The 14,602-nt window shown below is 38.3% G+C and carries 14 protein-coding genes; 13 read left to right on the forward strand and 1 reads right to left on the reverse strand.

What is annotated here, in order from left to right; all coding sequences use genetic code 11:
- Nucleotides 1-83 precede the first annotated feature (83 nt).
- The 6 genes from B7E07_RS09930 to B7E07_RS09955 all read left to right on the forward strand — a co-directional run bounded on the left by B7E07_RS09930 (nucleotide 84) and on the right by B7E07_RS09955 (nucleotide 6,374).
- On the forward strand, nucleotides 84-665 hold the full coding sequence (locus B7E07_RS09930) for a TerD family protein (RefSeq protein WP_080845714.1): 582 nt from the start codon (nucleotides 84-86) through the stop codon (nucleotides 663-665).
- Between the two features lie 93 nt (nucleotides 666-758).
- Nucleotides 759-1,535 carry a TerC family protein gene (locus B7E07_RS09935; protein ID WP_080845715.1) on the forward strand — a complete coding sequence of 259 codons (777 nt, stop codon included), beginning with the start codon at nucleotides 759-761 and terminating at the stop codon, nucleotides 1,533-1,535.
- 421 nt (nucleotides 1,536-1,956) lie between these two features.
- Nucleotides 1,957-3,171, forward strand: coding sequence for an HpcH/HpaI aldolase/citrate lyase family protein (locus B7E07_RS09940; RefSeq protein ID WP_080845716.1), 1,215 nt, complete (start codon nucleotides 1,957-1,959; stop codon nucleotides 3,169-3,171).
- A complete protein-coding gene (locus tag B7E07_RS09945) occupies nucleotides 3,125-4,462 on the forward strand; it encodes a phosphoribosyltransferase family protein (RefSeq protein ID WP_257391426.1) in 1,338 nt (445 codons plus the stop codon). The genes B7E07_RS09940 and B7E07_RS09945 overlap by 47 nt, the downstream gene beginning before the upstream one ends.
- Nucleotides 4,459-5,568, forward strand: coding sequence for a cysteine protease StiP family protein (locus tag B7E07_RS09950; RefSeq protein ID WP_080845718.1), 1,110 nt, complete (start codon nucleotides 4,459-4,461; stop codon nucleotides 5,566-5,568). The genes B7E07_RS09945 and B7E07_RS09950 overlap by 4 nt, the downstream gene beginning before the upstream one ends.
- On the forward strand, nucleotides 5,568-6,374 hold the full coding sequence (locus tag B7E07_RS09955; protein WP_257391427.1) for an HAD family hydrolase: 807 nt from the start codon (nucleotides 5,568-5,570) through the stop codon (nucleotides 6,372-6,374). Before B7E07_RS09950 ends, B7E07_RS09955 begins: the two co-directional genes overlap by 1 nt.
- Here B7E07_RS09955 and B7E07_RS09960 read toward each other — a convergent pair.
- Entirely contained in the window at nucleotides 6,371-6,628 is a 258-nt protein-coding gene (locus tag B7E07_RS09960; RefSeq protein ID WP_080845719.1) for a hypothetical protein, read from the reverse strand. The two genes, B7E07_RS09955 and B7E07_RS09960, sit on opposite strands and share 4 nt — an antisense overlap.
- Nucleotides 6,629-7,115: 487 nt before the next feature.
- On the opposite strand from B7E07_RS09960, the gene B7E07_RS09965 reads away from it, so the two are divergent.
- From B7E07_RS09965 to ilvA, 7 genes are all read left to right on the forward strand, one after another.
- Nucleotides 7,116-8,747 (forward strand): YceG family protein, encoded by a 1,632-nt coding sequence (locus tag B7E07_RS09965; RefSeq protein WP_080845720.1) that lies wholly within the window; start codon nucleotides 7,116-7,118, stop codon nucleotides 8,745-8,747.
- 15 nt (nucleotides 8,748-8,762) lie between these two features.
- Nucleotides 8,763-9,860 carry a toxic anion resistance protein gene (locus B7E07_RS09970; RefSeq protein WP_080845721.1) on the forward strand — a complete coding sequence of 366 codons (1,098 nt, stop codon included), beginning with the start codon at nucleotides 8,763-8,765 and terminating at the stop codon, nucleotides 9,858-9,860.
- A 99-nt stretch (nucleotides 9,861-9,959) separates the two neighbouring features.
- Nucleotides 9,960-10,571, forward strand: coding sequence for a TerD family protein (locus B7E07_RS09975; protein WP_080845722.1), 612 nt, complete (start codon nucleotides 9,960-9,962; stop codon nucleotides 10,569-10,571).
- Between the two features lie 221 nt (nucleotides 10,572-10,792).
- Entirely contained in the window at nucleotides 10,793-11,494 is a 702-nt protein-coding gene (locus tag B7E07_RS09980; protein ID WP_080845723.1) for an anthrax toxin lethal factor-related metalloendopeptidase, read from the forward strand.
- A gap of 39 nt (nucleotides 11,495-11,533) precedes the next feature.
- Nucleotides 11,534-12,328 carry a thymidylate synthase gene (locus B7E07_RS09985; RefSeq protein ID WP_080845724.1) on the forward strand — a complete coding sequence of 265 codons (795 nt, stop codon included), beginning with the start codon at nucleotides 11,534-11,536 and terminating at the stop codon, nucleotides 12,326-12,328.
- On the forward strand, nucleotides 12,325-12,804 hold the full coding sequence (locus tag B7E07_RS09990) for a dihydrofolate reductase (protein ID WP_080845725.1): 480 nt from the start codon (nucleotides 12,325-12,327) through the stop codon (nucleotides 12,802-12,804). The genes B7E07_RS09985 and B7E07_RS09990 overlap by 4 nt, the downstream gene beginning before the upstream one ends.
- Before the next feature lie 439 nt (nucleotides 12,805-13,243).
- Nucleotides 13,244-14,512, forward strand: a complete 1,269-nt coding sequence (gene ilvA / locus B7E07_RS09995) for a threonine ammonia-lyase IlvA (protein ID WP_080845726.1) — start codon at nucleotides 13,244-13,246, stop codon at nucleotides 14,510-14,512.
- The last annotated feature ends 90 nt before the right edge of the window (nucleotides 14,513-14,602 follow it).

The raw sequence follows: 14,602 nt of genomic DNA on the forward strand, positions 1-14,602 counted from the left end.
AAAAAATATAGAGGGGTTTTGAAACTATCATTGTACGTTGTACGTATGAAATGAGAAAACAAAAAAATGGAGGTTTAACTAATATGGCTGTTAGCTTATCAAAAGGGCAAAAGGTAGATTTAACAAAAAACAATCCTGGTTTATCTAAAGTGATTGTTGGATTAGGATGGGATGTTAATAAATACGATGGAGGTCATGACTTTGACCTTGATTCATCGGTATTTTTATTAGCTGACAACGGCAAGGTAGCTTCTGATAGCGATTTTGTTTTTTACAACAATACAACTGGCGGAAACGGATCCGTTATACATACAGGAGACAACCGTACTGGTGAAGGTGATGGAGACGATGAGCAAGTAAAAGTAGATTTATCGGCTGTTCCGCAAAATGTCTCAAAAATTTCATTTACCATCACAATTCACGATGGCGAATCTAGAAACCAAAATTTCGGACAGGTATCAAATTCATATGTCCGCATCGTAAGTGAAGATTTAGGCGAAGAGCTAATTCGTTATGACTTAGGAGAAGACTTCTCTATTGAAACAGCAGTTGTTGTAGGTGAATTATACCGCCATAATGGCGAATGGAAGTTCAGTGCAAACGGCAGCGGGTATCAAGGCGGTTTAGCTGCATTGGCAAAAGATTTCGGTTTACAGATTGGATAAAAGAAATTAAGATAAAAAAAGGAAAAGGCTCGGCATAGCCCGAGCCTTTCTAATGAGTTATTCATCATTAACATTCAGGGGGAAATGAAATTAATGGAAATTATCGATGGGATTTTACATACCTATTCCCAATTATTCAATTGGAGCATGTGGGTAGAAGCGTTATCACAACCAGAAAACTGGTTATTAATTGGTACATTGGTTATTCTAGAAGGTCTCCTTTCAGCTGATAATGCTCTTGTGCTAGCTGTTATGGTTAAACATCTACCAGGTGAACAGCGTAGAAAAGCATTATTTTATGGTCTTCTTGGAGCATACTTTTTCCGTTTTCTTGCGATTGGTGTAGGGGTATTCCTTATTGAGTTCTGGTGGATTAAGGTTCTTGGTGCAGCTTATCTTGCATGGCTAGCAATTAAGTATTTTATAGATAAGAAGAAAGCACAAGAAGCTGGGGACGACGAAGCACTTGAAGGCATTAACCAGCGTGGACTTTTAATTCGATTATTTGGTACTTTCTGGGGTACAGTTATCTCCGTTGAGTTAATGGATATTGCATTCTCAATTGATAGTATTCTAGCAGCTCTTGGTGTGAGTCAAGAGATTTGGGTATTACTACTCGGCGGTATGCTTGGGATCATTATGATGCGTGGAGTTGCAGGAGTATTCCTGAAACTGATTGATGCAGTTCCTGAGGTTGAAACAAGTGCATATGTATTGATCTTGCTCATTTCAGCGAAAATGCTTTTAAGTGCAGCTGGTGTTCATATTGATCATATTTACTTCTTTATGGTTCTTGTTTTAGTATTTGCCATTACATTTGTTATTCACTTTAGAAATAAGAAAAAAGAAGCAGCTAAAGAAGGTTTATAATCAACTAGAGTATAAAAGGGATCAGACATTTGTCCGCTCCCTTTCTTTTTATCTATTTTTTGATGTCAAGCTGCTAATTTAATTGTGTAGAAGATTATTTGTTTAATAAAAATACAATGATTACCATTATTGAGCGCCTTCCACTTTTCAAAGTTGTCTAGTTCCAGGCGCTAGGGACTCGAGGTCTTAAGCCAATCCAGTCAAAAGGTCAAAGAACGACCTTCCGTCTGGCTCGTCTTATGCTTGTCGGGGCTGAGCAAGGCGCTTCCACTTTTCTGAGTTGTCTAGTTCCAGCGCCTAGCCCCTCGAGGTCATAAGCCAATCTGTCCATTAGGTTAAAGAACAACCTTTTGGCCAACTTGTCTTATGCTTGTCGGGGCTGAGCAAGGCGCTTCCACTTTTCTATAAGGGAGTTGAGTATATGCGGTTATTTTCTGATTTACACGATGAGGAGCTAGCTAAAATTTTTTATAAGCAGCCTGTCGATTTTAATAAGCGGTCCGATAAGGATCAGCTGGCATATGCTTTAGGTGCAACTCTTTATATGCCTGCTACAAGACCAAACATACATCAGGATTTGCTGTCTAAAAAGCATTCAGGTCTGACTTCAATGGTTATTTGTTTAGAAGATGCAATCGGTGATTGGGAAGTTGAAAGAGCCGAGCAACTTGTTGTTGAAGAACTATTAAGACTGCAGGAAGATATGAAAAAAGGGTTTATTCAAGAAGGTGATCTGCCACTGCTTTTTATTCGTATACGGAGCTATGAACAGCTTCTTCGGCTTATCAATCAGGCTGAGCAAGCGCTCAGTTTGCTGACTGGTATCGTTATTCCGAAATTTAATCCGGTAAATGGAACAGAAATTATTAATGAAATTCAAATGCTTCATCAAAGAGAGAATTTTAAACTGTATGTCATGCCAATTCTTGAAACTAGAGAAATCATTTATAAAGAGACCAGAATGGACGAGCTTCTTAAAATTAAAGCTGTTCTGGACGAGTTTGAAGAATATGTATTAAATGTCAGGATTGGGGCTACTGATTTTTGCGGTTTATTCGGGATCCGCCGAAATACAGATACAACTATATACGATATAGCGGTTATGAGAGACTGCATAACAGATATTTTGAACATTTTTTCACGGTCAGATTCTCCATACTTAGTATCTGGACCTGTGTGGGAGCATTTTTCCTCAAAAGAACGCAGGCTCAAGCCACAATTAAGGCAAACACCATTTCGCCAGCGTTATGGTCAAAAAGGATTAGAACTAAGAACAGATTTAATTGATCAGCAAATGGATGGATTGATAAGAGAGGTCTTAATGGATATATCCAATGGCATTATTGGAAAAACCATTATTCATCCTACACATATTAAAGCGGTCCAAGCACTAAATACCGTTTCCTGCGAAGAATATTTAGATGCCAAGATGATCTTAGAACAGACAGATGGTCAAATAGGAGTTTTAAAAAGTTCATATAGCAACAAAATGAACGAAATAAAACCTCACTATTATTGGGCAGAGAAAACGATTAAAAAATCACTAATATACGGGGTGCTGCATGAGGACTACACATACATCGACATTCTTGAGTCAACCATACACGCAAAACATTCTGAATCAGTTAAATATTGATATTACAATCACAAATAATCCATACTCTCTTAAACCGGAAGTTTTATTTGAGATGGCCGCCAGAATTAATAAAAAACGTTCCTTTTTATTTGTCAGTAAGGTGTTGGGGAAGCATATCCCCATCAATCCATCCACTGGGTTAGTGTGCGGTGCTTTACTTGCTGACCGTTTCTTATTTGAAGTTAAAGGTGAAGCGTCAGGCAAAACGGATACTCTTTTATCTGCCTTTTTAAATCCATTGCAGCATTACGATGAGGATGCATTTGTCAGCAGCAAGTGGAATCCCGTCATTATTGGCTTTGCGGAAACGGCAACTGCACTTGGACATGCTTTTTTTAATGCGTTTACGGAAGGTGATTATTTTCACACAACACGAGAACAAATCGCAGATAAAGAATCGGTTATTAATTTTGAAGAAGAGCATTCCCATGCTACCTCACATCGAAGTTATATTGAAAAGGATATGATCGACAATAACAGAGAAATCATACTTGTTGATGATGAGATTACAACTGGTAAAACAGCCATAAATATTATTAAATCAATTCATCAGCAATTCCCTCGTACCCAGTATACGGTTGTATCTATTTTGGATTGGCGGACTGCAGAGCATAAAAAAGAGTTTGAACTGCTGGAAAAAGAGCTGAATATCAGCATCCATTGCGTTAGTTTAATGAGCGGAACAATAAATGTGAATGGCAGCGCAAATCTGGACGATGATTCTACGATATATGAATCAGAAAGAGTAGAAGGAAATTACCATTTTATTAATATACAAAGCATCCTTCCTAATCAGCTTAAATCTATTTCTCACTCTTCCTTGGCAGTAAGGAACTCCCCTTCTTACCTGGAGGCAACTGGAAGGTTTGGTTTATCAGCTCAAAGCAATAAATCCAATTTTCCTGCATTTCGGGAAATTGGTGCTTATTTGGAATCACAGCGCACAGGACGCAGATCATTAGTGCTCGGCACAGGCGAATTTATGTATCTGCCGATGAAAATTGCTTCGTACATGGGGGACGGTGTTTATTATCACAGTACAACTCGCAGTCCAATTTTCCCATGCGAAAAAGAAGGATATGGAGCAAAAAATGCTTTTAAGTTTCCAAACCCTCAGAACCAAAGCATTATGAATTATGTCTATAACATAGCACCAGGAAATTACGATGATATCTTTTTGCTTTTTGAAAGGGAAGTCTCTAAACAGCAGCTCATTCCGTTTCTTGAACTGTTGAGCTCAGCTGTGCCAGATATAAAAGTCGTATATTTAAACGGGGAGGAAGACAGATGAAGTATGTAAAAGAAGAACGGAAATTCGGTTCTTATGATTCTGATGATGTTATATTCTTACTTAAAGACTTAAGTAATTACAAGCTCGAAGGACCTGCTGAGCAGCGTGAAAAAAATATACAATCTGGACAGCACTATAGCGAAAGTTTGCCCATTGAATATCAGCCGCCAGATACCTATATGAACCTATTCCTAGAAACACTTGAAACATACAAGCGAAAAGTGGCTCTAAGTACTGGTGTTGTGACTGAACAGGTTTATATGAAAAAGGGAAAAGATGTTGTGCTAGTATCCCTTGCAAGAGCGGGTACACCTGTCGGAATCCTTATGAAAAGGTATTTAAAAGAAAAATACCAATTAAATATTCCGCATTACAGTATTTCAATTATTCGTGACAGAGGAATTGATGAAAATGCTTTGCATTATATACTCAAAACTCATCCGGACAAGGAAATTCAGTTTGTAGACGGATGGACAGGAAAAGGCGCAATCTCCATTGAACTGACAAAGTCCTGCCAGCAATTTCAAGACAAATATGGCATAGCATTGGATGATACATTAGCAGTTATAGCTGATCCAGGTCACTGTACAACTTTATATGGAACAAGAGAGGACTTTTTAATTCCAAGTGCTTGTCTTAATTCGACCGTATCAGGCCTAGTCAGCAGAACGGTCCTTAATGACCATTATATTGGGCCAGAGGATTTCCACGGAGCGAAATATTATGATGAATTAAGCAGTGCAGATGTATCAAATGACTATATATCTGTAATCACTGCACAGTATGACCATATATTTTATGAAGCGTATGAAAAAGCTTCCAAAATAATGGAGCAGCACCCTGCAGTAACATTTAGCGGAATGGCCAGTGTGAAACGCATTCAAGATCAATTTGGGATTGATTCCTCTCATTTTGTTAAACCAGGTGTTGGCGAAACCACACGTGTATTATTAAGACGTGTTCCATGGAAAATACTTGTGAAAGATCAAAACAGCCCGTTTATTCGCCATATAAAAATGCTAGCAGAAGAAAGAGGCGTAGAAATGGTTGAATATCGTGACATGGATTACACTTGCTGTGGATTAATTAAGAAGGTTGAACAATAATGATGAATCTGTTTGCGTCTGATTTAGATCGTACATTAATTTATTCAAAACGTGCTTTGCAATCTTTTTCTCAGGATAATCTTTCAGATCTTGTTCCAGTGGAAAGAAAAGATGAAAGTGATGTTGCGTTTATGACAGGTCGTTCTTTTGCTATGTTAAAGGAATTAGCAGCATCACTAATGTTTGTTCCAGTTACGACAAGAACGTATGAACAATACAAGAGAATTTTTATATTCTCAGAAGATATTCAAATCAATTATGCTGTGACAGCAAATGGAGCTAATATTCATTACAAAGGGCAGGAACTGCTGGAATGGAAAGAAGTCCTGAAGAGGCGCCTTGGTCAAGATTGCACATTATACCAGGATATGATTGAAAATGTATCTCGCTTATCCATACAAGGGAATTTGAAAAAAGCAGAGAACTTGTTTTTCTACTATATTCTGGATACAGTAACGGATCAAATGAATTTAGAAGAAATAAGCAGATTTGCTTTAGAGCATGGGTGGAGAATTTCTCTTCAGGGTAAAAAGTTGTATTTTATGCCGAATCCGATTTGTAAAGGAGAGGCTTTGCAATTTATTAAAGAGCGTGAAATGGTTGATAGAATGATTGGCGCCGGTGATTCAATTTTAGACTACGATTTTTTGCGATATTGTCAAGAAGCGTTCGTTCCAAATCATGGGGAGTTAATGCAGCGACCGGAAATTAAGAAGATTGTTTGCAAAATTACTCAAAACAAAGGAGTATGGGCTGGGGAAGAGATACTGGATTCTGTAAATAAAACAGTTAATATCCCAATCTAATCCCCTGGCTGCTCCTTCAGCCATAAATTTAACAAGTTATAGAGAATTATCCCAAACACATATGAACTCACAAAGATTATGAATCCAATAAAAATAGAAGCATGTACTTCGAAAGTCAGCATGGTTAAAAGAAATGACCAAAAGATTAAATCAAGGAATACAAAATATCCAGAACTTAATACTTTGTCTAGAATTTCAATATCGATTTGCTGGATGTTTCGAGTGTATTTTTTGGGATCAAAAAACAACCTCATGTCTCTTCACCTTTTTCTTGCTTATTTACCAAATCATATGCGGAACATAGGCAAAGGGTGAAAATAGTGGGTAATTCTGCTGTTCTATATCCGTAGAGCAGTTTTTAATACATATAAAAAGGCTCTTTTCTAAAAGTTTGTTATCTTGGATAAGTTTTCTATTTGATAAAAGACTAGTTGATTGGAGCAAAAGGTGCGAGACTCCTGCGGGAGAAGTGGGACAGGTGAGACCCCGCAGGAGCGCAAGTGACGAGGAGGCTCAGTGCCCACCCGCGGAAAGCGAGCGCCTGGAGTTGAAATCAACTACTACTCATTTAAGTTCACAGCAACAATGTTTACGAAAACAGCCTATAAAAATGAAACTTTTTCTTAGAAACTTCGTATATATACGTAATCATTTAGAATAAAAGATTATATATGATATGATGGAGTTATACATATTTAAATCATTTTACTTCTTTCGCTCTGGAGAGGGGAAGGTTCAGTTATGAATAACGAATATAGCCAAATACAACCATTAATCACATCTGTTACGGCTGAGAACTGGTTAGAGACATTAAAGAGACAGTCAAATAACAGGCCATCTTATGATTTGAACAATGGCCACCTGCAATTTGGTCAGGTAATTGTTCGGATATTGGGTGTTAAGATGGACGAAGATGAATATTACAATGAACTCTTCTCACTTGTAAACGAACAAAATATTCGTTTTATCTTACTTAGTGAGGAACATCTGGATAAAACAATTGATAACAATCATTTTCAATCCATTCAAAAAATCCTCAATATAAATAACGAGCAAAATTTATCAGTCAACCGGTTTGTTGCCTTTTTAGATGGTGAACAGCTTTTAATTAAATCTGAGAACGGTGCCGTTCATCGGAAAATTCGTGAGGCAATGATTGAAGTGCTTAAGCATTTTACTGCAACTGAAAAAGATGGGTTGAAAAATCCAGAGTTAAGACGAGTACTTGTAGACTTGGTCAAATGGTCTTTTAATCATCTTGAAAGCCAGCTTATTCAAGTAAATCCGGAAGTAAGTATGCCGAAAATCCTTTGGTATGGCGAAACAGCAAAAAGTCACTACTATTTTATATACTTTATGATAAAGCTTGGGTGTGACATTGTTTTATACAATCCGGCTGGCAAGGATCCGCTTGCTCCGCTGGCAAGCGAGCTTTCAGCTGCTTTAATAGAAACATATGCAAATGAAAAAGAACCAGCGTCTTTTCCGACTGAAAAAAGGAGAAGGAGTGCTACAGTAGCTTACCGGGCATCAAGAGAGATTGAGAGCATTCTGAATCATGAGGGTTCAGGCTTTTATAAGCCTTGGCAGCTTCGCGAGTACACACCTGTATCAGTCACGCTTAAGACTACGTATGATGAGCTCTATTTATTAATGAAGGAAAAAGCGATGATCCGACCGAATTTTGAGGTTAAGGATGGCACAGTGAGTATTCCTTCCATTTTTGCAAAGGTGCAAGGAGTAAGCAGAAACCGAAAGGAATATTGGGATCGGCTTCAGCATTTTACGTCCCTTGATCATACACTTCTCATTAAAAGATTTCCATTTACGAATAGCATTAACAATGATTTTCGCTATCACTATCGTAACGCTTTAGATGCTTCAGGTCTGCTTGATCCGGAAAAAATGATGGCAGCCCATTATTGGAAATATGCTCATTTGCCTGCCGGGCTGCAGACGGGGATCGCGACAGCCATTCGCAATATTTGTACTGTACCAGCCTTGAAGCCACAGGCGCATGAATCAGAGGAAGATATAAAAACCTATTTGTTTGCACAAAGCATGCAAATACCGCCGAGCATGTTAAAGCTTTTTCAAAAATTTGATTATTCTCAAGATGTTCCGAAGGTAGTACTATATAATAATGAGGTAAATGGTTTTCTTGTTCGAACGGATGCAGCTTTACTGCTGCTGCTGAACCAATTTGGAATTGATATTGTCATCTACAATCCTCCTGGACATAATGATATTGAAAATTTCATTGACGAACGTCTGTACGATGTACATTGGCTGGAGGATGTGGTGTTTGAACAAGAGTTTAAGGAGCCATCTATTATTAAGAGCACCATTTCTAAATTGTTCAAAAAGCTATAAAGGAGCAGGATAAAGATGAATTCTATGCCTACAGATCTTGTTAAAACAAACCAAGAAGACAAACTGACAGAAGCAAATGCTTCCGAAATTAAATTAGCCTTAAGGCAAGACCCTGATGTTCAAAACCTAGTGCGTACAATTGATGAACGAGATCAAATTCAGATTCTTGAATTTGGTAAGGAACCGGCAGAACAAATTTCTCGTTTCTCTGACCAAATTCTAGGAAATATGCGGACAACAAAGGTAGAGGATTCAGGAGAGCTGTTAAAGCAGCTTGGCAAAGTAATGGACAAGTTTGACAAAAAGGACTTCGAAAAGACCTCTGGCGGCATTTTCGGAAAGCTGTTTAAAAGAGGAGAAAAGCTTGTAGAAAAGCTGTTTGGGAAATACCAGACAATGGGTCAGGAAATTGATAAAATTTATGTGGAAATCTCCAAATATCAAAATGAAATGGTGCAATCCACCACAACACTTGATGAAATGTATGAACAGAACTACCAATATTATCTCACTTTAGAAAAGTATGCTGTTGCTGGCGCAATGAAGTCAGAAGAACTTAAACAGAACCAGCTTCCACAGCTGGAAAGCCGCGCTACCGCTGGAGATCAAATGGCCTCCATGCAATTGGATACATTAAGAAACGCAGTAGAACTGCTTGACCAAAGAGTTTATGATCTTGAGATGGCCAAAATGGTAGCCTTACAAACTGCTCCACAAATTCGCCTATTGCAGCGCGGTAATACGAAATTAATCGGAAAAATCAATTCAGCTTTTGTTACGACCATTCCGATTTTTAAAAATGGGTTAATTCAAGCTGTTGCCGCTAAAAGACAAAAACTTGTTGCTGATTCTATGAGCGAGCTTGACCGCAGAACGAATGAAATGCTTGTTCGTAATGCACAAAATATCTCTACTCAAAGTGCTGATATAGCGCGACTAGCTGGAGGGCCAAGTATTAAAATCGAAACTATTGAGGAATCATGGAACATTATTATCAAAGGTATGCAGGAAACCAAATCCATTGAGGAAGAAAACAAGCGCCTTCGCGAAGAAGGAACGAAGAAGCTTGAACAGCTTCAGGACAACTTTAAAAAGATAAAACATCAGGGGTAACAGTGGCCCATCAGTTTTGCGGCCTTAAATAAAAATGAAGCTGTATATGAAAGCTTCTGCATAATGAACTAATATAAACAATGATGAGGTGGAGAAATCATGGCGATTAATTTACAAAAAGGACAACGTGTAGATTTAACAAAGGGGAATCCAGGTTTATCTAAAATTCTTGTTGGTCTCGGCTGGGATCCTGTTCAGAATCGCGGAGGCGGCGGTTTACTAGGATCATTATTTGGCGGAGGCGGCAGCGCAAATATCGACTGTGATGCTTCTGTTATTATGTTAGGTGATAATGATAAGATTAAAAGCAATAATGATGTCATCTATTTTGGGAATCTAAAAAGCAAGGATGGCAGTGTTCAGCATACAGGAGATAACTTGACAGGAGATGGAGATGGAGATGATGAGCAAGTCCTCATCGATTTAACAAGAGTGCCATCTACTATTCAAAAGCTTGTATTTGTGGTAAATATCTATGATTGTGTAAAACGCAAACAGCATTTCGGCATGATTCAAAACGCGTTTATCCGCATTGTTAACTCTGCAAATAATCAGGAAATGATTCACTTTAACTTAACGGATGATTATAGCGGTAAAACAAGCCTAGTTGTAGGTGAGATTTATCGCCACGGCACTGACTGGAAATTTGCTGCTGTAGGTACAGGAACAACTGCTTCCGGATTAGCAGATGTAGTAAGAACTTATTCTTAATAGATTAAAAATACATGTTTGAACAGGTCAAGGGTGTGGGCTCTCACATTCTTGGCCTGTTTTTTATGTTGATATGCCTTGTTGATTAGCATTAATTCCCACCCTTGATTTTCCTCAATTTAATAGAATCCTATGCTATAATTTTAGTATATTCTAACTATTTGGCTTGCGGATGTATCCCTTATGAGTGACTTCCGAAATAAGCAGAAGGGACTACATACATGAAGAAGCTTACTATTTTTTCAATCATATTTTTTGCTTCATTAACATTAATGGGAAATTCCCAAGCAAAAATGGACGGCATCCTATTAAAAGATTACCCGGCCAGTTCATTCCTGAAAGTGAACTTAAATCTGGTATCTCCTCTTGAAATTGGCGATATATTTATACTGCCTGAAGATCCTTTTGACGAGGTGGAAGCTGCTGCCATGATTTCAAGAGTAGACAGGATTCCTTCTTCTTTATTGAATAAAATATATAAGGAAAATATCCATATCAAGCTTTTCTCAGGAAAACTGACAGATAACCCCACAGCTTCGCATTTACAAGGCATTATTCCTCGCGGCTATACAAGTAATAAAACGTGGGATGAAGTTCCTGGAATTGGGGGGAGCAGGACTGTACTAGTAAAAATCGGGTCAAGTGAGAAGGGCAATGGACATGGTTCAGTTAATTTAGAATTGCATGAACTGGCCCATTCAATTGATCGTCATGTGTATAATGGCATTCGCTTTAGTCATCATTTTCTAGATGTTTGGAATAAAGAAAAAGGCATTTTATTTCCTGGAATAGATTATTTTTTGAATTATCCTGAAGAATACTTTGCTGAAAGTTTTGCAATGTTCTATGTGAATGAAGAATATCGAGCACAGTTAAAAGATAAAGCCCCGCTCACTTTTGTGTTTATAGACAGCTTAAAATAAGGTACAATATAACGAGCATAATGAGAGGTTGGGGAATACATGAAACAATATCTACAACTATGTGAGCATGTTCTGAAAAACGGAAAAGAAAAGAGCGACCGGACTGGAACAGGTACAATCAGCACATTTGGCTATCAAATGCGCTTCAACCTGCAAGAGGGGTTTCCATTGATTACAACTAAGAAGCTGCATGTGAAATCAATCATTCATGAATTGCTATGGTTCTTAAACGGCGATACAAATATTCAATACCTGCAAGACAATGGTGTTCGTATTTGGAATGAATGGGCAGATGAAAACGGTGATCTAGGACCAGTTTATGGGCATCAATGGCGCTCCTGGACAGACCGTGATGGTGAAACGGTGGATCAAATAAGTGAGTTAATACAGCAAATAAAAACAAATCCTGATTCCCGCAGACTGATAGTGAATGCTTGGAATGTTGGTGATCTTCCAAAGATGGCGCTGGCACCTTGCCATTGTTTATTTCAATTTTATGTACAGGACGGCAAACTATCTTGTCAGCTTTATCAGCGTTCCGCAGATGTTTTTTTAGGAGTGCCGTTTAATATTGCTTCCTATGCATTGCTTACGATGATGATTGCACAAGTCTGTGATTTAGAACCGGGTGAATTTGTACATACATTTGGAGATGTACATATTTATCAAAATCACCTGGAACAAGTTCAATTGCAATTAACTAGAGAGCCTCGGGAATTGCCAAGATTGGTAATCAATCCAGAAGTGAAGGATATTTTTTCTTATAGCTATGAAGATTTTGCGCTTGAAGCCTATGACCCACACCCTCACATTAAAGGAGTGGTCAGTGTATGATATCCCTTATGTGGGCTATGGATGAAAACGGTGTAATCGGGAAGGATAATCAGCTGCCATGGCATCTGCCTGAAGACTTAAAGTTCTTCAAAAGAACAACAATGGGCCGTCCCATTGTAATGGGAAGAAAAACGTGGGATTCTATTGGCCGTCCGCTTCCGGGCAGAGAAAATATTGTGATAACTCGTGATCGGCAATTTACATGTGATGATTGTACTGTCTTTTATTCTCTAGAAGAGATGTTAACTTACTGCAGTAACATGGAAGAAGTATTTGTCATTGGAGGAGCAGAAATTTTTAAGCAGATCCTACCTGCCGCTGACAGGCTTTATATCACAAGTATTCACGAAACCTTCGAAGGAGACACTTACTTCCCAGATCTTGATCTCTCACAATGGACCCTCCAATCAAGAGAACAGGGCATAAAAGATGAAAAAAACCCATATGATTACGAATTCTTAATTTACCAGAAATAGTGGCTGGACATAAGTAATAAGATGAAGCGAATGGTTAGGAAGTGATCTTTCTAATCATTCGTTTTTTTATTGGTTAATTTAAAATATTCCTTTTAAACATCAGTGAACTGAAGCGGAGGCCACTCGACTCCTTGTGGAGAAAGAATGAGTCCCTGCAGGAGCAGAAGCAGCAAGAAGGTGAGCTCATCACTATGAACTCACAAAAAAACAGTGGCTGCAATGTACGGGCTAGGTTAAATAACAAAACCAAGCCATAGATTCGTATTTTAGAAATTTATTAACGTTTTGTCCCAGTTACTTTGTTCTAGTTACAGTCTAATTATGAAATAACTCTTTTGGTGAATTCTAAAAAATCTAAAATTTACAAATAATGTGTTGATTTACAGCGGCATCGTGTTATAATGAAAAAATTAAATTGGAACTTGAATTGGGGTGCCGTATGAAACAAAGTGCTGTAAAGGAAAAGAAAGTGCAGCTGGAAGATATTTTAATTGCCTATCAGCATCTCAAAGACATTGTAGCCCATACACCGCTGCAAAAAAATGAGCGGTTATCAGAAAAATATGAGTGTAATGTCTATTTGAAGAGAGAAGACTTGCAGCATGTCCGTTCCTTTAAATTAAGAGGCGCATATTATTGCATAAATTCTCTTGAAGAAGATGAGCGGACAGGTGGAGTAGTGTGTGCAAGTGCAGGCAATCATGCTCAAGGGGTAGCATATGCATGTAAGCATCTCGGCATTAGCGGAAAAATCTTTATGCCTGCTACAACTCCAAGACAAAAAATCAGTCAAGTCGAGCTGTTTGGCCGGGGAATAGTGGACATCATTCTAGTCGGAGATACTTTTGATGATGCCTATGAAAAAGCATTGCATTGTGCTCAGGAAGAAAATAGAACATTTATTCATCCGTTTAACGATGATAAAGTTATTGCTGGTCAAGGAACAGTGGCGGTAGAAATACTCAATGACTGTGAGGTTGCTCCTGATTATGTTTTTGCCAGTATTGGAGGCGGAGGCCTAATGGCAGGAACTTCTGCATATATCAAGGCAATTTCTCATCAGACAAAAATGATCGGTGTTGAACCGGAGGGCGCCCCTGCTATGAAACAATCTCTTTTAGCAAATGAAGTGAAGCCGCTGCATAAGATTGACAAATTCGTCGATGGTGCAGCAGTCAAATCAGTAGGAGAAAAAACCTTTTCTATATGCCGGGATCTGGTAGATGATGTAGTCACCGTAGCAGAAGGAAAAGTTTGTACAACAATATTGGAACTCTATAATGAGCATGCGATTGTGGCTGAGCCAGCAGGAGCGCTGCCTATAGCGGCGCTGGATATGTACAGAGAGAATATTAAGGGACAAAATGTCGTATGCATTGTCAGCGGCGGAAACAATGATATAGGCAGAATGCAGGAAATTAAAGAACGATCTTTATTATATGAGGGGTTATTACATTATTTCATTGTCAACTTTCCGCAGCGTGCAGGTGCTCTAAGAGAATTTCTCGATGAAGTGCTTGGAGTAAATGATGATATTACTAGATTTGAATATACCAAGAAAAATAATAAAGAAAATGGTCCAGCGCTTGTAGGAATTGAATTAAAAAATAGAGAAGACTATTCAGGGTTGATCCAAAGAATGGACAAAAAAGGATTCTCCTATCAAGAAATCAATAATGATAAGAAATTGTTCCATTTACTGGTGTGAAGATGAAGGAATTTATAGAAGAGGCTGGGACATAATTATTTAACACAACCATAGAAACGAATGGTTAGGAAGCCGTCTTTCTAATCATTC

The organism is Cytobacillus gottheilii (assembly GCF_900166665.1).
Lineage (GTDB): Bacteria > Bacillota > Bacilli > Bacillales > Cytobacillaceae > Cytobacillus > Cytobacillus gottheilii_A.

Bases quoted from the DNA above. Each gene is read 5' to 3' on its own strand.
- B7E07_RS09930 (WP_080845714.1), top strand. From the start codon at position 84: ATGGCTGTTAGCTTATCAAAAGGGCAAAAGGTAGATTTAACAAAAAAC.
- B7E07_RS09990 (WP_080845725.1), top strand. From the start codon at position 12,325: ATGATATCCCTTATGTGGGCTATGGATGAAAACGGTGTAATCGGGAAG.
- B7E07_RS09970 (WP_080845721.1), top strand. From the start codon at position 8,763: ATGAATTCTATGCCTACAGATCTTGTTAAAACAAACCAAGAAGACAAA.
- B7E07_RS09940 (WP_080845716.1), top strand. From the start codon at position 1,957: ATGCGGTTATTTTCTGATTTACACGATGAGGAGCTAGCTAAAATTTTT.
- B7E07_RS09965 (WP_080845720.1), top strand. From the start codon at position 7,116: ATGAATAACGAATATAGCCAAATACAACCATTAATCACATCTGTTACG.
- B7E07_RS09955 (WP_257391427.1), top strand. From the start codon at position 5,568: ATGATGAATCTGTTTGCGTCTGATTTAGATCGTACATTAATTTATTCA.
- B7E07_RS09975 (WP_080845722.1), top strand. From the start codon at position 9,960: ATGGCGATTAATTTACAAAAAGGACAACGTGTAGATTTAACAAAGGGG.
- B7E07_RS09960 (WP_080845719.1), bottom strand. From the start codon at position 6,628: ATGAGGTTGTTTTTTGATCCCAAAAAATACACTCGAAACATCCAGCAA.
- B7E07_RS09985 (WP_080845724.1), top strand. From the start codon at position 11,534: ATGAAACAATATCTACAACTATGTGAGCATGTTCTGAAAAACGGAAAA.
- B7E07_RS09950 (WP_080845718.1), top strand. From the start codon at position 4,459: ATGAAGTATGTAAAAGAAGAACGGAAATTCGGTTCTTATGATTCTGAT.
- B7E07_RS09935 (WP_080845715.1), top strand. From the start codon at position 759: ATGGAAATTATCGATGGGATTTTACATACCTATTCCCAATTATTCAAT.
- ilvA (WP_080845726.1), top strand. From the start codon at position 13,244: ATGAAACAAAGTGCTGTAAAGGAAAAGAAAGTGCAGCTGGAAGATATT.
- B7E07_RS09980 (WP_080845723.1), top strand. From the start codon at position 10,793: ATGAAGAAGCTTACTATTTTTTCAATCATATTTTTTGCTTCATTAACA.